The following is a 23,667-nucleotide window of genomic DNA, read 5'->3' as shown; positions in this document are numbered from 1 at the left end:
TTACACATTTGATTTTTTTTAGTACAGGTCCTTGAATATTCACGCACACCCTGATTTCAGCCTGATGCAAAAAAAGGGCTGTGAGTGAGAATCACAGCCCATCAGTATTTATTCTTTTGTTGAATTAGCCATTTCTATGCCTGAACGATCATAAAAACTTTCTTTTTTTTGATTGGATTTTTCCGTTAAGGCGTTAAATTGCTTATTGGCTTTCAATACTTTTGCATATGAGGTATTGATTTTCTTGATTTGACCCTGCAGTTCATCCATCTTCAAATCTTCTTTTTTGAACAGGTCGTATAATTCGCGATCATAATCCAGGCTTTGCCGGTAGGCTTCATATAAGCTGTCGTATGTATCATAACGTTCCGTCATGACATTTTCCATTTCAGTGGCTTCTTTTTTTACTTTTTCATCCTCTATCTTACCTATTTGTTCATCCATCTTTTTAAATTCTTCTTTCGAGCTCTGCATACTAGTTTGTTCCTTTTCGATAATTGCTTCCCGTTGTTCGAGATTCTTGGTCGCTTCATCTGATAGCTCTACGATTTGTTCATATTCATCCATTCCAAGTTTTATAATTTTTTCATACTGCTCTTTTTCTTTTTTCTCCAATTCATTAAGCGGCTCCTGATGTTCGTTGAAATCATTTTCCTTTTCTGCCGTTTTTTCTAAAATCTTTTGGATTTTTTCCTCTGGTGAACCATTTAAACACCCGGACATGATCAATGTAGTGGAAAAAAGTAAAATAACAATGGCGCCCAAACGCTTCAATATAGACAGCTCCTTCTGATAAGTTCTTCGAAGATTTAAATTCCTTTTGAATTTCCGTTATAGCAGCAGACCTCGTACAATCCATATTCATAACAGGATTTTTTCATTACTGGGCGTTAGCCTACACCCTTTAAACCTTACTGCATAGGCTGTAGGGACCGTTTCAAATCAAAGTGGTCAACAAGTAAAAACAATACAAATACGGAGGTATGAAATTATGTATGGAGGTTACAACCAGGAATGTTGTTATCCGGTTTCAGCTGCACCCAGCTATGGTTATGGTGAGCAATGTGGTGGCGGTGGAGGCTTCGGATGCGGCTTCGCCTTGATCATCGTCCTTTTCATCCTGCTCATCATCGTCGGCGCTTGCTTATGCTAAACAGATAATTACTATTACCTTTACCCGAAAATGTTATCTATTTACCCTGATTCACAAAAAAAGATGTACTTTTTTCTTTTGACCTTAACTCGAAAATAAAACAATGGGTGGGATAGGGATTTACCCAAGGGTTCGCCTCCTATCCCATGCTATTAATAGTTGTGATCATTCCATTAACTTTTGGCATGTTTTTTGTTAAAATAACCCTATACATATCAATGACAGTACGATGGGGGTGAAAAACGATGCTTACTATGGATGATTTTGTTAAAGAAGACGATCCTATCTTAAGGAAAGTCGCAGTGGAGGTCCCTCTCCCGGCATCAGATGCCGATAAGCAGCTTTTGGCCAGCTTGATGGAATATGTGCAAAACAGCCAGAAGCCTGATATTGCCGCCCTCTACGGACTGCGTGCAGGAATTGGCTTGGCCGCACCTCAGGTGAATGTTTCTAAAAGAATGATTGCGGTTCATTTAAAAGAAAAGGATGATAAACTTTACAGCTATGCGCTTTTCAACCCTAAGCTCCTAAGCCATTCAGTGGAGAAAGCCTACTTGACTACAGGAGAAGGTTGCCTTTCCGTTAACCGGCCTGTTTCAGGCTATGTACCACGTTATGCTAGAATTACGGTTGGAGGTACGGATTTGGAAGGAAATTCGGTCCTGCTCCGGCTGAAAGGCATCCCAGCCATTTGCTTTCAGCATGAAATCGACCATTTGAATGGAATTATGTTTTATGATCGCATCAATAAGGAAGACCCTTATGCCGTGCCGGATCATTCGATCGCGGTGGAACGGTGATCCTTTTGTGTGAAAAACTCCCGTCTGTTGTCCGACGGGAGTTTTTATTTTTTAAATGAGTTCAAGTTCTTTCAAGCCAAAAAATATTCCATCCTCATCGACAGCCTTCGTTACAAAGTCTGCCTCCTGCTTCACAAGTTGGCCGGCATTCCCCATCGCCACGCCATAGCCTGCTACTTTTAGCATTTCAATATCATTTAACCCATCTCCAAAGGCATAAACATCTTCGAGCGCGAACCCGACTTTTTCCATTAATATTTTTATGCCTTCTGCTTTTGATCCTCCAAACGGAAGTACATCCGTTGAATAAGGATGCCATCTAATGAAATGGAAGTCATCATAATTCCCTACATAATCCGTTTCTTCATCTTCGGAGCAAAATAATAATGCCTGATATATTTCATGATCCTCATAAAAATCGGCCACATGCTCAGGGTGGGGGAATTTCAAGGTGCTAATGGCCTCTTCGATTCGGTCATGATGAGGCACGCTTGATTTCATCGTTTCTTCATTCATGAAGACGATCGGGATTTCATTTTTCTCAGCATGATCGTGGAGCTTCCTTACCTCTGATTTGCTCAACGGGTTTTTATAAACCACTTTCCCTTCAAAAACGACATACTGGCCATTGAAACTCACGAACGTATCGATGCCAAGTTCTTCCCTCAATGATTCGAACATGAACGGAGCCCTTCCTGTTGCAATCGCAACAAACACCCCGCTATCCTGCAGCTGCTTAACCGCCTTTTTCGTAGAGGCAGGTAATTTTTTGTCATGATCCAGCAATGTTCCGTCAATATCAAAAAATACGATTTTCACTAATCATTCACTTCCAATTCATTCGGATTTATCCTTTTCTAATATGTACCCATTTAATAATTGTCATCAAGATAAGTCAAGTAACTGTGCCAAATTCCACGCTAAGTCACGTTTTTTATTCGGGGACGTGCATATACTATCGTTAAGGGTCCACATACCCGGCCTCCATTTAATATTTCTCCTTACTTCCACACAAACTCATTTAGCCGTCGTTCGGGCCTTTTTTTCAAAAATGGAACAAGTACTTGTAAAGACATATTTACATTATTGAATAATCCTATACAATAATACTAAGGGAGTGTGATCGCCATGTTAAAAAAGCTTCGTAAAAAGCTTGTAAAACAGTGGAATGATCTTTTAAGAAAAAAATCCATCGCATGATTCGCCATTCATTTCTTGCCATGGCCGTCATCCATTTGCGAATTTTTTTCGGACAGCCCTTCAAAAACTTGCGGAGGGCTTCTTCCTTGTTGTAAAGTTCTTGTTAAGCATTCTTTCCATTGGCCATGTAACAGCCAACCAATGGGTACCATACATATTTCGTGTTGAATAGGAGCCGTTATTCTTTCTTGAAACGCTGCTTTAGGCGGGAAGAAAACATTGATCATTCCAGTAATCGAGATAAGCTGAAATCGCCTGAAAACGTGCTGTCCGAAACTTTCTTTGCCGATTTAAGTTTTACACCTAGTAAAAACGGTTAGGATAGAGGATAGAGGACTAAACGGACCGGCAATCTATTTTTTATATACTTTGGCAGACATTAGTATATTTGGTTCAGCAAAACCCCTTCCGTTTTCATGGCGGAGCTGGGTTTATTTTTACATGATGTTGAAAAACATGTAAAAATTGTTGTTTTTATATATAATGAAAAAAGCAATGCACACAAGTGAGGAGAGATTTAAATGGTTTTTAAGGTATACTATCAAGTAACCATATCAGAGGTTCCCATCAGGGAGAATACGAAAACGATGTTTGTCGAAGGTGAATCCGTTCGCGACGTTCGTCTAAAATTAAAGAAAGAACCTTACAACGTAGAAATCGTACTGCCCGTAACCGGAGCCTATCTAGACTATGAAAAACAAAATGAAGATTACAAAGTATTGGAGCTATAATTTATGAAATTCGTAAAAAATGATCAAACAGCTGTATTCGCCCTGGGCGGTTTAGGCGAAATCGGTAAGAACACATACGCGGTTCAGTTTCAAGACGAGATCATCGTCATTGATGCTGGAATTAAATTTCCGGAAGATGAACTTCTCGGTATTGACTATGTGATTCCAGACTACAGCTATTTAGAGAAAAATGTAGATAAAATTAAAGGTGTCTTCATCACGCATGGCCATGAAGACCATATTGGCGGGATTCCCTATTTACTTAGAAAAGTGAATGTCCCGGTATACGGCGGGAAGCTGGCACTTGGGTTGCTTCGCAACAAATTGGAAGAACACGGCCTTTTACGTCAGACGACGATGATTGAAATCAGCGAAGATGAAGTGATCAAGTTCCGGAAGACTTCCGTTTCTTTCTTCAGGACGACGCACAGTATCCCGGATTCTTACGGAATCGTTGTAAAGACGCCGCCTGGACAGATTGTTCATACTGGTGACTTTAAATTCGATTTCACTCCAGTTGGAGAACCGGCCAATTTGACAAAGATGGCCGAAATTGGCAAAGAAGGCGTATTATGCCTGCTCTCAGACAGCACGAATAGTGAGGTGCAGAATTTCACTATGTCCGAAAGCCGTGTCGGCGATACCATTCAAGACATTTTCCGTAAGGTGGACGGCCGGATTATTTTCGCAACATTCGCGTCGAACATTCACCGCCTTCAGCAAGTGGTGGAGGCAGCGGTGGCAAATGGGCGTAAAATTGCCGTTTTTGGCCGCAGCATGGACTCTGCCATATCAATAGGCCAAGACCTTGGCTATATTGTGGCGCCGAAGGATACGTTCATTGACGTACAGCAATTAAATCGCATGCCTGCAAACAAAGTCACCATCCTTTGTACAGGCAGCCAAGGTGAACCAATGGCAGCCCTTTCGAGAATTGCTAATGGGACACACCGACAAATCCAGATCATTCCTGGGGATACAGTCGTATTTTCTTCTTCACCTATTCCTGGTAACACGATCAGTGTTTCCAGAACGATCAATCAATTATATCGCGCTGGTGCAGAAGTCATTTCCGGACCATTGAGTGATATCCATACATCTGGACATGGCGGACAGCAGGAACAAAAGCTAATGCTGCGTTTAATCAAGCCAAAATTCTTCATGCCGATCCACGGCGAATACCGGATGCAAAAGCTTCATGCCCGCCATGCAGTCGATTGCGGAGTTCTTGAAGAAAACTGTTTTATCATGGATAACGGTGAGGTGCTTTCCTTAAGTGAAAATACCGCACAAATCGCTGGTAAAATCCCTTCTGGTTCGGTTTACATCGATGGAAGCGGCATCGGGGATATCGGCAACATCGTTTTACGTGACCGCCGCATTCTTTCTGAAGAAGGCCTTGTGGTTGTCGTAGTAAGCATCAACATGAAGGAATTTAAAATTGCTTCGGGTCCTGACATCATCTCACGCGGCTTTGTTTATATGAGAGAATCAGGAGATCTGATCAGCGATGCCCAATCCTTGATCACTAAGCATCTGAATAAAGTGATGGATCGGAAGACTACACAGTGGTCTGAAATTAAAAATGAAATAACGGATACATTGTCTCCATTCCTTTATGAAAAAACGAAACGCCGTCCGATGATCCTGCCGATCATCATGGAAGTTCAATAAACAAGAAAAAGCCCAGCCATTCGAATGGCTGGGCTTTTTTATCGTCCCATTGAGTCAGTCACAAGAATCTTTCTTATTCCACAATCTTCTTTTCAAAACGGTTGATATCGGAATCGGCGCCGATTACGATCAATATATCCCCTTTATGAATCAAGTCGTTCGCCTGCGGGGAAACATTGATTTCATTGCCTCTTTTTATCGCGACGATATTCAGCCCGTAGTGGGCACGGATATCAAGGTCAAATATCGAGTTTCCGTTCATCTTCTGGCTTGCAACTATTTCGACGATGGAATGTTCATCAGACAGCTCCAAATAATCGAGGATATTATTGGAAACGATATTATGGGCGATCCTTCTCCCCATGTCACGTTCGGGATGCACGACAAAATCGGCCCCGATTTTCCGAAGAACCTTCTCATGATAATCGTTTTGCGCTTTCACGGTAACATTGCCGACTCCCAGCTCCTTCAGCATGAGCGTTGTCAATATACTCGCCTGAATATTCTCGCCAATGGCTACAATGACGTGATCGAAATTGCGAATTCCCAAGTTTTTCAGCACATTTTCATCTGTCGTATCTCCAACTACGGCATGTGAAGCGATCCTTGCGAATTCATTCACTCGATCTTCGTCAGCATCGATGGCCAACACTCCCAATCCTTCTTCAGCTAATGTCTTCACTATACTGCCGCCGAAGCGACCAAGTCCAATCACAGCAAATTCTTTTTTCACTTTAAGCCCTCCAACATCTTTCTTTGCTCTGTGTTCCGTATAATCTTTACGCTTCGTTCCCTTTGAACGTTAAATAATCGGCAATATGGTTGATGGCAAGTTCTATTGCCCTTTCATCAGGGTTCAACTTGGAATGGTGCAATCCGAATTCCGATGAAACCCCGAGCCAAAACATGAAACCTGGTATCTCTTTTAACATATACCCAAAATCCTCACCAGTCATCGCTTCCGTACAGCGATGCAGATGAACATCAGCTCTCGCCTCTGTAAACTCCATGAATTCCTTGGTCGATACTTCTTCATTATATACTTGATGGTACATCGCCCCATAATCTATCTCTGCAAGGCATTCATAGCCCACTTTCATGCCCTCCACAAGCGCTTCTATCCTCGACTTGACCTTTATCATCGTTTCCGGATTAAGCGTGCGTATCGTACCTTCCAGGCGCGCTGTCTCCGCAATAACATTTTGCACCGTCCCGCCTGTGATTTTTCCGACTGTAATCACGGCTGAATCAAGCGGATTGACATTTCGGGAAACGATGGTTTGCAACTGCCCTACCAGCGAGCAGGCTGCGATGACCATGTCCCTTGTTTCATGAGGGTACGCTGCATGTCCGCCTTTGCCTTTTAATTCGATGAATAATTCGGATGTATTGGCAAATAAAAGCCCTTCCTTAACGGCAATCGTCCCCACTGGATACTCCGGCGCAATATGCAGGGCAAGAATCATATCCGGCTTCCATTCTATCATCGCTTCCGATTTCAGCATCGGCTCGGCGCCGCCAGGTCCCTCTTCCGCTGGCTGGAAAATGAAAAGTAAGTCATCATCGATCGGATTTTCGTTAAAATGGGTCAATAGACCCAAACTGATGCTCATATGAAAATCATGACCGCATGCATGCATATACTCCTCATGAGTGGAGGCGAAGGGCAAGTCCGTCTCTTCTTTTATCGGCAACCCATCTATATCGGCTCTGTAGCCAATCATTTTCCGCGGTTTCCTTCCCCTCACTTTGACGAATATCCCAGTTTTCCAAGTTTTCACTTCCATTCGCTCAGAGGGTAAACCTTGTATGTAATTCAGTAGATATTGTTGTGTCTTGAATTCTTTGAATCCAATCTCCGGAATTTGATGCAATTCACGCCGAATCTCGGCAAAAGGATTTATTTTCACACGATTTTCCTCCCTATACAGAAAGCGTGGATAAAATTATCCACGCTTTAGACAATATTCTATTAAGAAATTAAAGCTGGCGAAGCTCTTGCATGATCTCTGTTTTCGATTTCGTTTTTTCATCAATTTGCTTGATGACCCTAGCCGGAATGCCAGCAGCAACAGAGTATGGAGGAACGTCTTTCGTTACGACAGCACCAGCCGCTACAACGGATCCCTCGCCGATTTTAACGCCTTCAAGAACGACCGCATTGGCTCCGATCAACACATCATCTTCCAAGATGACCGGTTGTGCGGAAGGCGGCTCGATGACACCTGCTAATACAGCCCCTGCCCCGACGTGACAGTTTTTCCCAACGGTTGCACGACCGCCAAGGATCGCATTCATGTCAATCATCGTACCCTCGCCAATGACGGAGCCAATATTGATTGATGCCCCCATCATGATGACTGCATTGTCCCCGATGGACACTTGATCACGAATTATTGCACCAGGCTCGATACGCGCCTTGATTCCTTTTAGATCCAATAAAGGAATGGCAGAATTACGGCGATCATTTTCTACTACATAATCCTCGATTTTCGTTCCGGCCGCCTTGATTGCCTCTTCCATTTCAGACCATTCACCGAATACGACCCCGGTATTCCCTGTAATGAAGGTTTTCGAAGCTGCGCCAAAATCGATGCCTTCCAAATCACCTTTGACATATACCTTGACTGGTGTGGATTTTTTACTATTTGAGATAAAAGAAATAATTTCGTTTGCATCCATTTTATTCATTCCGGGTAAAACCTCCTAAATATGTATCATTACTCGTCTTAAATTTACCAGACAACTGCTGGCAAGACAAGCTGAATGTCACTCCAATTTATTATTCGGCCCTATCTTGGCTTTAGCTGATTCATATCATGCCTTGTTCACGAATATGTTCCTTCACCACTTCAGTGAACGCTTGGACTTGCTTTAGCTGGAAAGCAGATTCATATCCGCAAAGCCATGTATCTCTTTCAATCGAATGGTTATGCCCATCCAAAAGCGGGATCTTGAACACATTCGTATCCTTATCATGTAACGTGATGGCCGGCAAAATGGCATACCCTATTCCATTGAACACCATTTGCTTACATGTTTCAATTTGGTCGACGACTATGGTGTTTTTTGGTGTCGTTTTAAATTGCCGATGCCACCAGTCCTGGATTTCCTGGTAATAATTGGAATCACTTTTAAACTGAATGAACGGGCGGTCCGTTTCGAACACTTGATTCAATTCCTTCATTTCGGTATCCACCAAATAGAGCATATCGGTAAATAAGTGCTGTTTGATTCCTTTCCAATCTGGTGCTCCCCTGATGATGCCAATATGCACTTGCCCCTCATATAAAGACTTTAAAATCTCACTGCTCCAGCCGGTGATTAGCGAGATTTTGGCATAAGGGTATTTTTGGACGAATTTTTTCAAGACTTGAGGCAGCCAATTTTGGCCGACGATCGAGGCGCAGGCTATTTTCAATGTGCCATACACTTCATGATCCATTGCCTGGATACTTTCCCTTACCTTTTCTTCTTTTTCGATCACTTCATTGGCCAATCGGATCACCGCTTCTCCTGCAGGCGTCAGGGATAGTCCTTTTTGTGAACGGAGAAACAGTTTCGAGCCCCAATCCTTTTCTATGGATTGTAAACGCTGAGATAACGCCGGTTGGGAAACAAACAACCGCTCAGCCGCTTTTCTCATATTCATTTCCTGAGCTAACACGGATAATAGATGAAATTCTGAAAATGACATACACACCAACCTCTTGATAATTATTTCTTATCATGATGATTAAAATTATTTACATGTAATTATCAACAAAGTCCGCTTATAATACAAGGGAAAAGAAACGGAGTGATATCCATTGACGATCATTTTATTGCTGGTCATCAGTTTTGCCGCCTCATTCGTAGGCACCTTGGCTGGCAGCGGAGGCCTTATCGGCATGCCTTCCCTCCTTTTGATAGGCTTCCCTATTCACCAAGTCATTGGCTCAGTCAAATTTTCCAATATGTTTTCCTCATTTTCGAGTTTTTATATCTTATTGAAGAAAAAACAGCTAAAAGTGGCGGATGCACTCAAGTTAATCCCATTTGCCTTATTTGGCGGCTTCTGTGGCGGCCTTCTTGCTAATTCCTTTTCTGAAAAAATGATGAACTTATTGGCCATCTGCCTCTTGACGATTGCCTTGGTGATAAATTTCATCAAGAAGCCAAAGCCGGAATCGGGATCAATTTGGCATCTGCCTAAAAAAGCGTACCCTTCTTTATTCGGGATCAGTGTTTACGATGGAATGTTCGGCCCAGGACAGGCAACCATGCTTATGTATACCTTTTTAAGAAATGGTGCCACATACCTTCAATCCCTCGCCTTTACTAGATTCCAAACTTTCATAAGCTGCACAGCTGCATTCATCACCTATTTCCTTGCAGGGAACATTGCCTGGGAGATTGCCACTTACTATACCATTGGGTCCCTGATCGGCTCGCAGCTAGCCGTTCGTGTCGCCCAAAAAATCTCAACCCGTCAGCTGAAGTTCATTTTACATGGAGTCACGATTGCCTTGCTGCTTCAATTGATCATCCGCGTTGCCTTTCCTTAACGAAAAAAGCAAAGGCAACCTCATGAACGAGACTGCCTTTGCCTTATATGACTATCCATTCTTCCTTAGTCTCGTAAGCAATATGAAGCTAACTGCAGAGAAGGCGAGAACGATTAGATAAATCGTGTGCAGCGACAATGTGAGTCCCTCCTGCAGGACCTTCACGACAGCATCAGGAAGCAACTCCCTTTCTTCGCTGTTCAATAACTTATTGGCGGTATCGATCGTCACTTCCGTCCCTTTTGGTGCATGCCCGCTTAAATAGTCATGAAGTCTGGTATTCATGACTCCTCCAAGTAAGGCAGCGCCTACAGTATTGCCTAGATTACGCATGAACATATTGGATGCTGTAGCAATCCCGCGCCGTTCCCAGCTGACTGTTTTTTGAATGACGACAATGAATGAAGTCGAAGTCAGGCCCATCCCCACCCCGACAAAGAAAGAACCAAACGCTGCCAGGAGCGGGCCTGCTTCAGGCTTCATCAAGACCAGGATCAAGCTTCCTATGATCAAGGAACTCCCTCCAAGGAGAGAAGTCGCCTTGAAGCCTATTTTCATCAAGAGCCAACCTGAAACCATGGATGCAATCGGCCAGCCTATCGACATGGCGGTCAAGGTAAAACCTGCCACCGTTGGCGAACGTTCCATCACTCCTTGAACGAAGGTCGGAAGAAAGCTCGACAAACCAATCATCATGACCCCTGTCGTAAGGGATACAAGATTCGCTATCAAGATGGAGCGCTCCTGCCAGATTTCAAACGGCATCATCGGCTCCGCTGCCCGCTTTTCCTGAAGAATGAATAAGCTGAAGGCAAGCAAGGCCACAATGGCTAGGGAAATGATCGGTACCGATGCCCATGACCATTTCACTCCTCCTTCTACAAGGATCAGCATGAAAGTGGAGATGGATAAAGTCAATAAGGCTGCTCCCAAGTAATCGATATCCCGTTTTTTCTTTTCGATATTTTCATGAAGGAAAAACCATATTCCAATAAAAGATAATATTCCAAGGGGGATATTCACCCAGAAAACCAGTTTCCAGGTCAGGTTTTCAACAAGCAAGCCGCCCAAGGCAGGTCCCATGACCGCCGAAATGCCCCATACACTGGATAGATATCCTTGAACGCGTGCCCGTTCTTCATTTTTATAGATATCCCCAATGATCGTTGAAGCTACCGGAGCTACAGCACCCGCGCCAAAGCCTTGTATAAAGCGATAAATGATGAGTTCAGTCATACTATTTGCAAAGCCGCAAAGAAGCGAGCCTATTAAGAATACAGTAATTCCAAATAATAAAACCGGTTTTCTCCCGAGAATATCGGAAAGCTTTCCATATATCAAGACCGTCACGGCATTCATTAACAAATAACCTGAAAACACCCAGCTGTATAAGGAAAAACCGCCTAAATCACTTACAATGGCCGGCATCGCCGTCGATACGATCGTCCCTTCAATGGCGTTCATGAACATTGCCAGCATGATGGCAGTCAATATGAAGGGACGTTTCAATGGTTTATGCTGTTTTTTTGAACGATCCGCTGTTTTCCCCAATTTTCGCATCCTTTCCCAATATGTATTGATTTCGTTTCAAGTTAAACAAGAAAACTCGCCAATTGGCGAGTTCTGAAGGAACCATAATGCGCAGCCGAACTTATTCAGGTGAACTTTGTTTGAATACCTTTTTCAAGATCGCTCTTCTTGTCAAGATTCCTTCAAATACATGTTCGTCATTTTCTACACAGACAAACGGATGATCTATTAACAATTCCACACCCTTGGTCAGTGTATCCTCAATATGCAAGCGAGGTATGTCTATATTCATTATTTCTGAAACTTTTTTATTCTCAAGATTATCGAATTCGATTCGTTCCAGTCCCAAGATTGAATCAAGAATGACTGGTGTGCTAATCAAGCCATGCAGCTTATACATCGGATCTAACACAGGAATGGCCGTATAACCGCTCTTTGTCAATACCAATAGTGCATGTTCTAAATTATTGGTTACCTGCACGTGGGCCACGCGTTCAGAAGAAATCATCAAATCTTTAACGCTGGATTCCAATAAATCCCCATCATGAGTACCGATCATGTTAAAACCCCTTACCATATGTTTTTATATACAGCTCTCCTTTTAGTTTAACATATGTAAGCTGAAAAGGCTCATTCCCAGAGCAATAAAATCCCAAACTGCGGGATTTTCCCTTGAAATCCTTAGCCCTTACTAGTTTTGATGTTTGCCTTTTTGTAACCGCATTCAGGACATTGATAAATGACATTTTGGTTGGACTGTGCCGTCAATACATTTTCCATTTCCCGTTTCTCACCGCAAACAGGGCATAATACGATTGGACTCTTCATTTACATCCCTCCAATTAATAAGATGTCGTAAAAAGCACTTCTTCATTCAAAAAGCGAAACGTGTTCGCCTCTACAATAAAACACCTTTTCTAATCGGAAGTCAGCTCTCGCAAGTTTCTTGCTTTTACTCGCGAGTTTGGGCTTTGCATCGAATTTGAGGCAGGTTCTCATAAAAATCGCACTTTTCACATGCTTTTTGTCCCTTTTCTCTCCAGCTACATATGGACAATCGGGATTTCCTCTTTGTCTTCACGCAAAATGGAATGAAGCGGTCTTTTTACAAATCAACAAAACTATAGGCAACGCCCTTCAATTTTCGTTTTCACACAGAGTGGAATGAAACGGAAGGTGCGAGACTCCTGCGGGAAATGCGTGTCTACTTGAGACCCCGCAGGCTGAAAGCCGAAGAGGCCCAAGGACCGCCTCTGGATAAGGGAGCTCTGCAGTGCAATGAAACGTTCATCGTACAAACCATCAAAAATGCAATGGAGATTCTATCTTCGTTTTCAACGACCAATAGCAAAAAACAAAAAACCGTAGACAACCTCCATTACTCTGGAGCTTATCTACGGTCTGAAAGCCTCTTCCAAGTGGAAGCCAGCTTTTTCATGTTTTTTTAAGATTGAAGAAGATCAAAGATTTCAATGGTAATCATATCGATATTATCAAATTGATATTTCGATGATTTCCCTTTATCACTGTATACTTCAAGCTCGAACATTTCTGTTTTGCTGAAATATGTAACCTGGCACTTTTTCACACCATCTATTTCAAAAAAACGTTGAGCAGATTCAGATTCCTTCGCTTGCTCTTGAAGACTTTTCAATCTGGTAAGGATGCCCTGTAATTGAGACATACTCCCTCTCCTTTCTGAATAAAACCTTTTCGATAGGTTTCACTATACCATACTTTTCTATCCAGTAGCCACGCTGAAATAAATTCAGAATAATTTAAAACTTCATTCTTTACATGACACTATTAACAGCATAAAATAAGGAATGGATTTTGTACATGAAAAATTTTCTGGAGGTAGATTCGATTGCAAAACATTAGTGAACTTGGTTATCGCATTTCTTTAATTGATGGTTTTGATCTGGATAGAAGAAATCGAACGGGAACATATGTAATTGCCGATACGGATATCACGTTAGTAGAAACTTCCGCCAGTCCCTCCATCCCACACTTACTCAAGGGGCTCGCTGAACTTGACATAGCCCCCGAGGATGTTACATATATCATTCTTACCCATATTCATTTGGACCATGCAGGCGGTGCCGGACTTTTTTTACAACATTGCCCGAATGCCAAAGTGATCGTCCACCCAAAAGGTATAAGGCACTTAGAAGATCCTACACGTTTGATAGCCGGAGCCAAAGCGGTTTATGGGGAAGACTTCAATAAGCTTTTCGATCCGATCCTGCCCATTCCCCCCGAAAGGATGATAGGGAAACATGATAGGGAAACCTTACAAACCGGTGATAACTCGACGCTGACTTTTTATGACACCCCGGGCCATGCAAACCATCATATGAGCATTTTCGATTCCATGTCAAAAGGGATGTTTTCTGGTGACACGATTGGCATCTATTACCGTGAACTCGATGAGGAGGGGGTGGAATTTCACTTACCATCCACATCACCAAATCAATTTAACCCCGAAGCCATGCTGGCTGCAGCAGAATTGTATGAAAGCGTCGGCGTGGAGCGAATATATTTCGGCCATTACGGGGTATCGGAAAACCCTAAGGAAGTATATAGGCAACTTCAGTACTGGCTGCCTATTTTTGTCGAGACGGCAAAATCGGCATTCCGGGAGTATGCTGCCTTCGAGGAAAGGGTCGCAGCAACCAGTAAAAATATTTTCAAGGTAGTGGCAGCTCATTTGGAGGAAAAGGGGATAAGCATAAACCACCCTGTTTTCGATATCATATCCATGGACCTGAATGTCAGTTCCATGGGATTGATAGACTATCTGATGAAGCAGGAGCAGAATAAGTAGATTGCTGAAGTTTTTTTCCTATCCAAATGGCTCGGGATTACCTATAATGAAAGAGTGAACCTTACCTATAGCACATACATGGAGGAATGAAATGAAAGACGTCACGCTTTATACCCAACCTGATTGCCCTCCCTGCAAAATCATGAAAATGTTTTTTGATGATAATAATGTCGTATATAATGAAAAAGATATTAAAGCAGACGGACATGCACGTAAAGAATTAACGAATAAATATGGGGCTTATTCCACACCAACGGTCGTCATCGATGGGAAGGCCATCATAGGCTTTGAAATTGATGCCATAAAAAAGGAACTGAATATATAACAAAAAGTCTGGAAGGGGCCACCCTCCAGACTTTTTCATTTCAATTTTTCATTTTCATATCTTACATCCTTTACCTTCCAAACGCCATTTTCTTTTTTCAAGGTAACGCACTCAACATGTTTTCCGCTTAATACCGGCCCGTCCTCTGTGCCCTTGAACTCCTCCTGCACATACATGAGATCACCATTGTCCCCATAAACAACTTCAGTATGTTCATCGTAGCTGAAAAATGGGATATAATAAGGCGCGAAGTCCGATCCAAATGCAGTATACCCATCATCGACTTTCACTACATTCGCTTTCACAAACTTCCTGATGAAATCATCTGTGAAATGTTTTTCGAGCTTGGTATCTATCGCTTCTTTCGTGCTTACTTCCTCGCTTATCGAGCCCTGGCTCATTGCGGCTTCCTTTACTAAGTTAAGTGCTTCCTCCCTATGTAACCCCTCTGCCGAAGCTGTGAACCCTCCGCCTAAAAAAAGAAGGATACTGGCGAGACATGCTACTACATATTTACTCATTCCTATCATCCCCTCACTATAGAATAATTTGGTTCCGATTACTGCCTATGTTCTTTCAATACCCGTCCAGGACAAAGTGAAACTACAAATTGTCATGAAGTCCATTTGCATCCTCAGCCATAAAAAAAGAAGATTTCATATGATGAAATCTCCTTCTTATAACCATTGAAAGGCATAGTAGAAAATAAAACCGGCAACCAAAAGAGTTCCAACGATAAGAGAAACGAATATCGGGTTCTTCAAATAAGGATGTTCTTTAACTGCATCATCGATTGTCGAATCATATCTGGCTTTGACTTTTTGTGCCCTGGCTACAGAATATGTATAAAACAGAAGATATAACGCCATGACTGTAACGACTATGAGTAGAATCCAGATGTACGTGCTCAAAATATGTCTCCTCCCAGCGCATCATTTTGCTTAGGTTTACACATTTCAAGCTTTTATATACATGGACCCTTTTTATAAAAGGGCATCATTTTCATATAGGTAACTATAAGAAAGATCGAAGAAAATGTATTCCTTATTATTAAGCGGATAGGAAAAGGTCCTTATGGTCTCCCCTGTTTCGATATCACTATATAAATCAGACAAAATCCCCTTTTTCTCATTGCGCATCTTTACGATGTTTTCGAGGAAATAAGGCCGCCAGCTCCAATTTTTATTGAGATAACTCGGCTGGATGATCCACTGCCCGTTTTTTTGGAGGATATTCGGCGATCGTTGATACCCCTCTTCATCACAAATGTAAAGTCGAAAACAGATGGACTCCAACTTTTTCGCGATCGTCCCAAGAAATTCTTCATGAGATCCAAATTGCTTTTGTTGCTTCAAAAAGATTTGCATATTTTCATTAAATTGCAAGGTCTTTTGATATACTGCTTCCAGCTTCTTCGTTTCAAGTGAAATGAAGGACTGACATTCTTGATGGAATTTTTCCCGAAGTAAATCTTTATTAATGAACTCACCTTCGGGCTTGGCCAAGAAATACCCTTGATAATATCGTCCGCCGTTCTTCCAGGCAAAGCGGAGCTGGTATTCGGACTCAATGTTCTCAAATAGTAAATTGGCACCGATCTTTCGTGCAAGCATGCTTAGTGAAAACAGGATGACCTGATAGGCATCCCCACCTGAAATGCGAAGCTGGTCCAAATTAACTTTTAAAATATTCGGAGAAATTTGCGCAATTTGATCCAATTTCGTATCCTGACCCAAATGATCGAAAGCTATTTTAATCCCATATGTTTTAAAGTAAGCAAGAACATGCTGTAAAGGATCAAAATTTTCCGGGCTGATCGTGTCTGATAGTTCAAGTACAATCCTGTGCATTTCCTCAGGCTGGAAATGACGATGTAAAATCTCCATGAATTCTTCGCCATGATCGAGCATGAGCAAATTCGGATCTCTGTTAATGAAGATCAGAAAATCTTCCCCATAGTCTTTTATTCTTTCCAAGGCTATTTCAAGTACGTAATTATCCACTTCCACCCTATACTCTTTAGGCACTGAAGAATCATGAAAGAATGAACCCAGGCTTTTATATTCCGATTGTTCCTCATAACGCCCTAAAATTTCATATCCGATTACCTGATGTTGATCTGCACTGAAAATCGGTTGAAAGAATGGTGTCACCCTGTCTAAATTTTTCAATATTTTTTCTGTATCCAAGATGCATCTTCCCCCTAATTACGAAAACACCAATATGCAAAAATTATACCATTAGTTTCTAATATTGATAATAAATAATTTTAATTCCCTAGGCATAACTCCATTTTCCGCCAATTTATCTTCTTTGCCTATAATCAAATGGAAGAGGCATTGTCCCTATATAGAGCAATGCCTCAAAATCCATCAAAATGGGAAGATCCATGGAATGGTGATCACCATGATGACACCGATGAATACCTGGATAGAAATCCCAATCACGATAAAGTCTTTATATTTGTAATCCCCTGCTGTCATGACAAGTGCGTTGGTCGTTGCCACCCTTGGTGTGGATAATGCCAAACTCCCAGCGACAGCAAGGCAGATGAAGACAGGAATGGGGTCAATCCCCAGGTTAACGGATGATGTCAGTGCAATCGGCGTCATGATCACGACAGCGGCCCCATAGGGGATGAATTGGCTAAGGATCAATGTCAACAGATAGAACACCGCCAGTATACCATGTGGGCCGATATTGCTGAACAGCACTGCCAGCCAATCACTGATCATCCTCACCCCACCCGTATTATCCAATGCAGTCGTGATTCCGAACATCGCCGCAATCAATAGGATAGGCTCCCAGTTAATCTTTTGGTAAGCATCTTCCATCGATCGGACACAGCCCGTAATGATCATCAGCAAGGCAGCGGTCAATACTGAGAGCACGGGAGGTATCGAGTCCAGCGACAAAAGAATGACCATCAATGCCGTGATGCCCACGGAAATCCAAGCTTTGCTTTTGGAGTATATATGCGAGCCATCTTCCGAAGTACTTCCGATAACGATGACGTCCTGCAAATCCGAGGAAATCCTCTCAATATTTTCCCATTCGCCATGTATGAGTATGGCATCACCCGGTTTCAGACGCTCCGTACCGACATCCGCTTGAATATATTCACCATTACGATTGATGGCCAACACATTGCATTGGTACTTCTCACGGAAATGGACATCGATCAATGTTTGATTTTCATAATCGGAATTCGGGACGATCAATATTTCCGTCAAACCAAATCTGCTGCTGAGAAAGTGCTTTTTTATTTGTTCCGTATTGAAATGTTTAAATTCCAGTTCATAGTTGAGTGCCAATCTCTCAACTGCTTCTTCTTCACCGAACACCAATATGATATCGTCAGGGTGAAGCACTTCATCCGCTCTGGCTGAAATGGTAAGCTGCCTTTGTAACAGCGGTAATTGCTTATCCTTCGGCTTCCGCTGGATTTCAATCAAAGTCAATTCATATTGAATCGGAAGCTGCAAGTCTGACAGCCTTTCACCGACAATATCCGAAGTTGCGGGTATATGCAGGTAGTGCAATCGATCATACACTTTGTACATACCGGCAAGTTCGCCTGCCGACAAACCTTTGACACTATTGTTAGCGGCAATCGTTCTTTCCGGCAGCAGCAGGCGCCCAAGTGTCAGCATGAAGAATAAGCCGGCTGCAAATGCGATTAAGCCTATCGGTGAAAAGTCAAAAAAGGATAAAGTCTCCAATCCGTTTTGCTGCAGCACGTCAGCAACGATCATATTGGAGGGTGTACCGGTAAGGGTTAATAGCCCGCCAATGCTGCTTGCATAGGCAAGAGGCAATAAATATCTTGTCGGGCTGGTTTTTTGTTGTAAAGCCATGCTCATAACGAGCGGAAGCAAAATGGAAACAATGCCCGCCCCACTTAAAAATGCACTCAATATCCCAGCCGTCAGCATGACGATAAGCAGCGATTTCCACTCACTTCCCCCGCATAAACCTAATAGTTTGTTTCCTGCCTTCTCCACGATACCTGTATTCAAGAGTCCAGCACCGACGATGAATAACCCAGCCAGCATGATCACCACTTGATTGGCAAAACCAGCGACAAGCTCATCCAATGTAAGTATCCCGAGGAGACCGAGTATGGAAAGTGCACTTAGCGCAATTAAGTCCGCGCGAAATTTTGCTTGTATAAAAAGCGCAATTGCGCATAGAAGTATAATCAGTGTTATAAACAATGGTTCGGTCATCATGTTACCTCCGTATAGATGTTCAATTTCAAACCGTATAGGGTTCCATTTTTCATATGCGTAAAGAAGATATTTTCTTCATATTTTGTATATTGTTTGTTAGTATGAGGAAGTAACATTTTTAAATCAGATAGGTTGATTAATTTGAATAAACCCATATCCAGAAGAACTTTTTTAAAGAAAAGCTTTGGTACTTTGGCTTCCTTGACCGGTTTAGGCATAGGCGGAAACTATTATGCCCATAATCTGGAGCCAAAATGGTTAGAAACCAAGTACAAGGTCATCAGCCACCCTCTTATCCCCAAAGGATTCAATGGCATGAAAATGATTCAATTCAGTGATACGCATTTAGGCTTTCAATTTCAGCTAAGGGATCTACAAGCGGTTGTCAATAAGATCAATCAACTGAATCCTGATGTCATTTTATTTACCGGCGATTTAATGGACCAGCCTAATAAATACGGTTCCCAGCAGGAAATACCCACTGTCTTGAATCAGCTCAAAGCACCATTTGGAAAATTCTGCATTTACGGTAACCATGACCATGGCGGATACGGCTCAACGATTTACAGCAATATCATGAAGGAATCTCATTTTACCATGCTGCAAAACACCTCAACCAAACTTTCCTTATTGACGGGTGAAGAAATATTCATTTCTGGCGTTGATGACGCCATGCTGGGGAAACCGGATTTTGAAAAGGCCCTTGCCGGCATCCCAGACGAAGTATTCACCATCATGCTCGCGCATGCCCCTGATCTGGCCGATATATCAAGGACTTATAATATCCAGTATCAAATAAGCGGTCACAGTCACGGAGGTCAAGTCCAGATTCCATTTGCCGGTGCCCTTGTCACTCCTCCGTATGCTGAAAAGTATCGCGAAGGCACATATGAACTTGATTCACTGACGTTACATGTCAATCGGGGGCTTGGCACTACCCGGCTTCCATATCGTTTTCTCTCACGCCCTGAGCTGACCGTATACGAATTCAAGGTCGGAAAGGAATAGAAAAGAACACAGGGGAAAGCCGCCAGACTTATTAACAAAACCTGTGCGACGAGAATGACTTGCTGTTGCCTATCATTTGTAATGAATTCTTATGAATTATAGCATTAGAAGGATAAATGAGAAACTTAGATTTTTTTACCAGCCACATCGGCCAATTTCATGAAGGTCATACATACATTAAATATCCACATAGGAAAGCGCCGATACAGCCTAAAATCGATACCGTTACATAGATGAGGCTATCTATGCAACGGTATTTTCTTATAAGTTCGATTGTTTCCATACTGAATGTGGAAAAGGTCGTGAACGCCCCCAGGAAACCTATCGTCAGGAAAACTTGAACAGAAGGGTCCCAAGCTTCCTTCCGGGGAAACGCAATCCCTAAACCGAAAGAACCTATCAGGTTAATCAGTAAAATACTAATGGGGATCGAACCTGCTGGCATTAGCCTATTAAAAATCATCTGTAAAACATACCTTGAGGCTGAACCAAAGAAACCTCCGATAAAAACTGAAAGAAGGTGATTCATTGCCTTTCACCTCTTTGTCTATTGAAAAGGCCCAGTCCGAGAAAACCGGCAAGCAAGCCCAATGAAACGCTGGCCCCCACATACACTCCTGCATATAACACCGATGTTTGCAGGAAATCGGCAGTTTCTTGGGAGAATGTCGACATGGTCGTGAAGCCGCCACAAAACCCGCTGCCCAAAGTTAAAAAAACGAGCGATTTCCTTTTCGAGGCGAAATAGCCATTAATCATGCCAAGTAAAAAGCTGCCTACTATATTTATTAAGAGGGTTTCCAATGGAAGGAAGGTATGGGCGGTCGCCAAGATTACGGTATAACGCAACACTGCTCCCGCTGCCCCGCCGAATCCAACGGCTAAAATGCTTTTAAGGAAATCCATTACGGTCACCTCTGATTTTTTTCATAAGTAGATTCATTATAACAGATTGAGGTGAAACAGGCTCTTTTCTAAAAAAAATCCATACTATGTATAGAATTATAGGAAAGGAGGCCAATTATGCAACCACAGTATTTGCCTTACCACTACTATCCTCAATCCTTCACGCTGCAAAACGAATATAGGAATGGGAATGAATATGGACCGGAACATTGGAATGACGAGCGATTTTTTCCGTTCTTTCCTCTATTAGCACCTGTTGCTTTTGTAGCGGGATTGGCAGTGGGACCATTGTTATTAAATAACCGCCCACCAGCCTATCCGCCATATCCTCCTCCCTACCCGCCTTACCCACCAGCTTACGCTTACCCTCCTTATCCTGTTTATCAAGGCTTTCAGGGGTATCCACAACAATTCGGTGCACAGGCACAGGCAGGAGTTTCTGAAAATATCAACATATACACTCAATAAGAAATTGGCAGAAGGCGTCCTGAAACGCCTTCTTTTTCTTTGGCCAAACACTGTCTATTTGAAATTTACTTCCTTATCTATTTTGAAGTGGTATAATATGAAAAGCATAGATGGTAAAGTGTTGGTAAAATTTGTCCTGCCCTAGAAAGGTACAAGCATCCTTTTCATGCGGCTATAAGCCCAAGTCGCACCGCATCTTTATTACACTCAATATGAATACAGGTATTTATTGAAGGACCCATGTATCATACCTTCTAACCTTATTAAGTAAAGGAGTTTCCATAATGAACGAAACGAAGGGACATTCTGAGAGGGATGAGTTTTCGATTAACTCCCTTGCCCAAGCCGTGTTTATCGTTAACAAACATGCGAAGACCGCGTTGGAGCCTAAAAATTTATATCATTTAAAACGGCTCGCATTAAGCAAGCTCATGCAAGAAGGCAAAGCAAAAAAGATCGGCTTGCATTTTTCTGATAACCCTCGCTTTGCAGCGCAGCAATCCGATGTCATTGTCGAATGCGGTTCGTATGTTTTTCATCTGCCTCCCACTAAGGAAGACTTGAAAAAACTCCCCCACCTCGGCAGCCGGGCAGCATCCATACGCAATCCCAAAGCCGCTTTGTCCTTATCCAAGGCAAAACAAATCCTTCAAGCCTATGTTGGACAAGCCGGTGACAAACAACCTAACCTCACTACCGAGAAAAAGGCTTATGGCCGAAATTCGGTCAAGCAGCCTTTTCACAATCCATTTCCATCCTCCTTTTTAGGAAAAGGTTCCAAGTATTAAGGATAATTCTTGGAAAATACAAACGGGCCGTGAGGTGTTGCCTCCCCGGCCCGTTTTTCATTCTTATAATACGAATCTGTCTATTAATTTTACAAGCTCCGCTATTTCCGGTTTGCTGATTTGGGCGTCGGCTCCTACCATTTGCCCTTTATGACGCAGGCTATCCGTAATCAACGAAGAGAAAATGATCACAGGCAATACGGCGAGCTCACTGTTTTCCTTTATTCTCCGGGTCAAGTGATGGCCATCCATCTGGGGCATCTCGATATCGGTAATCACCAATTGCACTTCTTCCGTTACGTCTTTTCCTGCTTCGATCAAATTCTCTAAATACCCAATCGCATCTAGTCCATTTTCATAAAACTCCAGGTACTTGAAACCAGCCTCTGATAATGTATCAAACAACAGCTTCCTAAGTAATGGGGAATCTTCCGCGATCAGGATTCTCTTGTCTGAGTTTTGACGGATACCGAGTTTCTTGACCTGTTGGATGTTTATTCCTGATTCCGGATTGATTTCAACCACTATTTTTTCAAAGTCGAGCAGCAATAACATTTCGCTATTTAACTTAATGACTCCGATAATCTGACTTTCAAGGCCTTGATACATATCCGATGGCTTCTCGATTTGGGACCAGGAAATACGGTGTATCTGTGTCACGGTATGTACATGGAAAACCACTTTTTGCTGATTGAATTCCGCAACAATGAATTTGTCATGCTCAGGAGTGGCAGAAGGAGGGAACCCGAGCGCGTCAGCCACGTTCACAACTGGCAGGACCTCTCCCCGGAGTTCAATGATTCCCTCCACATTTGCATGTGAATGGGGAACAACTGTGATAGGAACAGGATTAATGATTTCCTTCACCTTGATTACGTTAATGCCGAATTTATTCTTGCCGATGCCGAATTCCACTATCTCAAGCTCATTCGTTCCACTTTCCAATAATATCCCCTTATTTGCTTCCATTGGTTCATCTCGCCCTTCTCTTGCTTTTTTCATTTTATCGCTCCATGAATCCAAACCTTTGGCGAAGCAGCAAAAGCTGCCTTTCAAATGGACCATGATGATTCTTCAATGCTCATACCTAATAATTCGGATATTTATGGCTTTTGTTTAGAGTATAGATAAAAAAAGAATTCGCAAAAAAATAATTGAGGTTATCCGATTTTTATTGGCTTATAAAAATGACTATCACATGGAACACAAGGCACTTGCTTTGGTGCGGGTGGTCGCTCGGGCCGCTTCGGCGCTCTGCATCAAAACGGGATAAACCTTCAAATCCCTCCGAGTGGAGGGATTTGCATTTTGATCGTTTCATTTCACTGCAGGCACTAAGCTTATCCGAATTCGTCCGGGAGCCTCGTCGGCACTTTTGGGGCTGTAGTCTGGGCTCGCACTTCTAGCGGGAACCTCCCACTCTTCGTTCCTTTCACTCCAGCCATGAACCTTTGACTCCAATCGTGTCATGTCGTGAT

Annotated in this window: 27 protein-coding genes; 10 read left to right on the top strand and 17 right to left on the bottom strand. The window is 42.6% G+C overall.

Annotated elements, in window-relative coordinates; all coding sequences use genetic code 11:
• Positions 1 to 108: 108 nt before the first annotated feature.
• A complete protein-coding gene (locus MHI53_RS07450; protein ID WP_340373145.1) occupies positions 109 to 774 on the bottom strand; it encodes a YkyA family protein in 666 nt (221 codons plus the stop codon).
• Positions 775 to 991: 217 nt separating this feature from the next.
• On the opposite strand from MHI53_RS07450, the gene MHI53_RS07445 reads away from it, so the two are divergent.
• Together MHI53_RS07445 and def are read left to right on the top strand one after the other, a co-directional pair.
• A complete protein-coding gene (locus MHI53_RS07445) occupies positions 992 to 1,153 on the top strand; it encodes a YjcZ family sporulation protein (protein ID WP_061144114.1) in 162 nt (53 codons plus the stop codon).
• Between the two features lie 245 nt (positions 1,154 to 1,398).
• Positions 1,399 to 1,953, top strand: a complete 555-nt coding sequence (gene def, locus MHI53_RS07440; protein WP_061144115.1) for a peptide deformylase — start codon at positions 1,399 to 1,401, stop codon at positions 1,951 to 1,953.
• Between the two features lie 51 nt (positions 1,954 to 2,004).
• Here the strand turns inward: def and MHI53_RS07435 are convergent, their stop codons facing one another.
• Entirely contained in the window at positions 2,005 to 2,772 is a 768-nt protein-coding gene (locus MHI53_RS07435) for a Cof-type HAD-IIB family hydrolase (protein WP_340373144.1), read from the bottom strand.
• 902 nt (positions 2,773 to 3,674) lie between these two features.
• On the opposite strand from MHI53_RS07435, the gene MHI53_RS07430 reads away from it, so the two are divergent.
• Together MHI53_RS07430 and rnjA are read left to right on the top strand one after the other, a co-directional pair.
• Positions 3,675 to 3,884, top strand: coding sequence for an RNA polymerase epsilon subunit (locus MHI53_RS07430; protein ID WP_061144117.1), 210 nt, complete (start codon positions 3,675 to 3,677; stop codon positions 3,882 to 3,884).
• Positions 3,885 to 3,887: 3 nt separating this feature from the next.
• Positions 3,888 to 5,558: a ribonuclease J1 gene (gene rnjA / locus MHI53_RS07425; RefSeq protein ID WP_061144118.1), complete on the top strand. Its 1,671-nt coding sequence runs from the start codon at positions 3,888 to 3,890 to the stop codon at positions 5,556 to 5,558.
• A gap of 73 nt (positions 5,559 to 5,631) precedes the next feature.
• Here the strand turns inward: rnjA and MHI53_RS07420 are convergent, their stop codons facing one another.
• The 4 genes from MHI53_RS07420 to MHI53_RS07405 all read right to left on the bottom strand — a co-directional run bounded on the left by MHI53_RS07420 (position 5,632) and on the right by MHI53_RS07405 (position 9,255).
• The gene (locus MHI53_RS07420; protein ID WP_061144119.1) at positions 5,632 to 6,291 is read right to left on the bottom strand and encodes a TrkA family potassium uptake protein; all 660 of its coding nucleotides are present in this window, start codon (positions 6,289 to 6,291) and stop codon (positions 5,632 to 5,634) included.
• A gap of 46 nt (positions 6,292 to 6,337) precedes the next feature.
• Positions 6,338 to 7,462 carry an N-acetyldiaminopimelate deacetylase gene (locus MHI53_RS07415; protein ID WP_340373657.1) on the bottom strand — a complete coding sequence of 375 codons (1,125 nt, stop codon included), beginning with the start codon at positions 7,460 to 7,462 and terminating at the stop codon, positions 6,338 to 6,340.
• Positions 7,463 to 7,538: 76 nt separating this feature from the next.
• Entirely contained in the window at positions 7,539 to 8,249 is a 711-nt protein-coding gene (dapD, locus tag MHI53_RS07410) for a 2,3,4,5-tetrahydropyridine-2,6-dicarboxylate N-acetyltransferase (protein ID WP_340373143.1), read from the bottom strand.
• A 121-nt stretch (positions 8,250 to 8,370) separates the two neighbouring features.
• A complete protein-coding gene (locus tag MHI53_RS07405) occupies positions 8,371 to 9,255 on the bottom strand; it encodes a LysR family transcriptional regulator (RefSeq protein ID WP_061144121.1) in 885 nt (294 codons plus the stop codon).
• 112 nt (positions 9,256 to 9,367) lie between these two features.
• On the opposite strand from MHI53_RS07405, the gene MHI53_RS07400 reads away from it, so the two are divergent.
• Positions 9,368 to 10,105 (top strand): sulfite exporter TauE/SafE family protein, encoded by a 738-nt coding sequence (locus MHI53_RS07400; RefSeq protein ID WP_340373142.1) that lies wholly within the window; start codon positions 9,368 to 9,370, stop codon positions 10,103 to 10,105.
• A gap of 51 nt (positions 10,106 to 10,156) precedes the next feature.
• Here MHI53_RS07400 and MHI53_RS07395 read toward each other — a convergent pair whose 3' ends face one another.
• The 4 genes from MHI53_RS07395 to MHI53_RS07380 form a co-directional block, all read right to left on the bottom strand.
• A complete protein-coding gene (locus MHI53_RS07395; RefSeq protein WP_340373141.1) occupies positions 10,157 to 11,656 on the bottom strand; it encodes an MDR family MFS transporter in 1,500 nt (499 codons plus the stop codon).
• 100 nt (positions 11,657 to 11,756) lie between these two features.
• Positions 11,757 to 12,194 (bottom strand): cyclic-di-AMP-binding protein CbpB, encoded by a 438-nt coding sequence (cbpB, locus tag MHI53_RS07390; RefSeq protein WP_061144123.1) that lies wholly within the window; start codon positions 12,192 to 12,194, stop codon positions 11,757 to 11,759.
• Between the two features lie 122 nt (positions 12,195 to 12,316).
• Positions 12,317 to 12,463, bottom strand: a complete 147-nt coding sequence (locus MHI53_RS07385; protein ID WP_185113148.1) for a hypothetical protein — start codon at positions 12,461 to 12,463, stop codon at positions 12,317 to 12,319.
• Positions 12,464 to 13,079: 616 nt separating this feature from the next.
• Entirely contained in the window at positions 13,080 to 13,319 is a 240-nt protein-coding gene (locus MHI53_RS07380; protein WP_034314086.1) for a YkuJ family protein, read from the bottom strand.
• Positions 13,320 to 13,502: 183 nt separating this feature from the next.
• Between MHI53_RS07380 and MHI53_RS07375 the strand changes: the two genes are divergently transcribed.
• Positions 13,503 to 14,462, top strand: a complete 960-nt coding sequence (locus MHI53_RS07375; RefSeq protein ID WP_340373140.1) for an MBL fold metallo-hydrolase — start codon at positions 13,503 to 13,505, stop codon at positions 14,460 to 14,462.
• A 91-nt stretch (positions 14,463 to 14,553) separates the two neighbouring features.
• Positions 14,554 to 14,787 carry a glutaredoxin domain-containing protein gene (locus MHI53_RS07370; protein WP_061144125.1) on the top strand — a complete coding sequence of 78 codons (234 nt, stop codon included), beginning with the start codon at positions 14,554 to 14,556 and terminating at the stop codon, positions 14,785 to 14,787.
• Positions 14,788 to 14,822: 35 nt separating this feature from the next.
• Here the strand turns inward: MHI53_RS07370 and MHI53_RS07365 are convergent, their stop codons facing one another.
• From MHI53_RS07365 to MHI53_RS07350, 4 genes are all read right to left on the bottom strand, one after another.
• Positions 14,823 to 15,308, bottom strand: a complete 486-nt coding sequence (locus tag MHI53_RS07365; RefSeq protein WP_340373139.1) for a DUF3993 domain-containing protein — start codon at positions 15,306 to 15,308, stop codon at positions 14,823 to 14,825.
• Positions 15,309 to 15,464: 156 nt separating this feature from the next.
• Complete coding sequence (locus MHI53_RS07360) at positions 15,465 to 15,698, bottom strand: hypothetical protein (RefSeq protein WP_100533983.1); 234 nt, start codon at positions 15,696 to 15,698, stop codon at positions 15,465 to 15,467.
• Positions 15,699 to 15,770: 72 nt separating this feature from the next.
• A complete protein-coding gene (locus MHI53_RS07355) occupies positions 15,771 to 16,979 on the bottom strand; it encodes an EAL-associated domain-containing protein (RefSeq protein ID WP_340373656.1) in 1,209 nt (402 codons plus the stop codon).
• A 180-nt stretch (positions 16,980 to 17,159) separates the two neighbouring features.
• Entirely contained in the window at positions 17,160 to 19,016 is a 1,857-nt protein-coding gene (locus MHI53_RS07350; protein WP_340373138.1) for an SLC13 family permease, read from the bottom strand.
• Positions 19,017 to 19,160: 144 nt separating this feature from the next.
• On the opposite strand from MHI53_RS07350, the gene MHI53_RS07345 reads away from it, so the two are divergent.
• Positions 19,161 to 20,027, top strand: coding sequence for a metallophosphoesterase (locus MHI53_RS07345; RefSeq protein WP_340373137.1), 867 nt, complete (start codon positions 19,161 to 19,163; stop codon positions 20,025 to 20,027).
• 166 nt (positions 20,028 to 20,193) lie between these two features.
• Here the strand turns inward: MHI53_RS07345 and crcB are convergent, their stop codons facing one another.
• Together crcB and MHI53_RS07335 are read right to left on the bottom strand one after the other, a co-directional pair.
• Positions 20,194 to 20,556: a fluoride efflux transporter CrcB gene (gene crcB, locus MHI53_RS07340; protein ID WP_061144131.1), complete on the bottom strand. Its 363-nt coding sequence runs from the start codon at positions 20,554 to 20,556 to the stop codon at positions 20,194 to 20,196.
• Positions 20,553 to 20,933: a CrcB family protein gene (locus tag MHI53_RS07335; RefSeq protein ID WP_340373136.1), complete on the bottom strand. Its 381-nt coding sequence runs from the start codon at positions 20,931 to 20,933 to the stop codon at positions 20,553 to 20,555. Before MHI53_RS07335 ends, crcB begins: the two co-directional genes overlap by 4 nt.
• Positions 20,934 to 21,050: 117 nt before the next feature.
• Between MHI53_RS07335 and MHI53_RS07330 the strand changes: the two genes are divergently transcribed.
• Together MHI53_RS07330 and MHI53_RS07325 are read left to right on the top strand one after the other, a co-directional pair.
• Complete coding sequence (locus MHI53_RS07330) at positions 21,051 to 21,401, top strand: hypothetical protein (RefSeq protein ID WP_340373135.1); 351 nt, start codon at positions 21,051 to 21,053, stop codon at positions 21,399 to 21,401.
• A 284-nt stretch (positions 21,402 to 21,685) separates the two neighbouring features.
• Complete coding sequence (locus tag MHI53_RS07325) at positions 21,686 to 22,189, top strand: YkyB family protein (RefSeq protein ID WP_061144133.1); 504 nt, start codon at positions 21,686 to 21,688, stop codon at positions 22,187 to 22,189.
• Positions 22,190 to 22,252: 63 nt separating this feature from the next.
• On the opposite strand, the gene MHI53_RS07320 is transcribed toward MHI53_RS07325, so the two are convergent.
• Positions 22,253 to 23,158, bottom strand: coding sequence for a chemotaxis protein (locus tag MHI53_RS07320; RefSeq protein WP_061144163.1), 906 nt, complete (start codon positions 23,156 to 23,158; stop codon positions 22,253 to 22,255).
• Between the last annotated feature and the right edge of the window lie 509 nt (positions 23,159 to 23,667).

It is taken from the genome of Peribacillus sp. FSL E2-0218, assembly GCF_037992945.1.
Lineage (GTDB): Bacteria > Bacillota > Bacilli > Bacillales > DSM-1321 > Peribacillus > Peribacillus simplex_B.
Note: the sequence above shows the minus strand (reverse complement) of the source record. Positions and strands in the feature narration are given on the sequence as shown.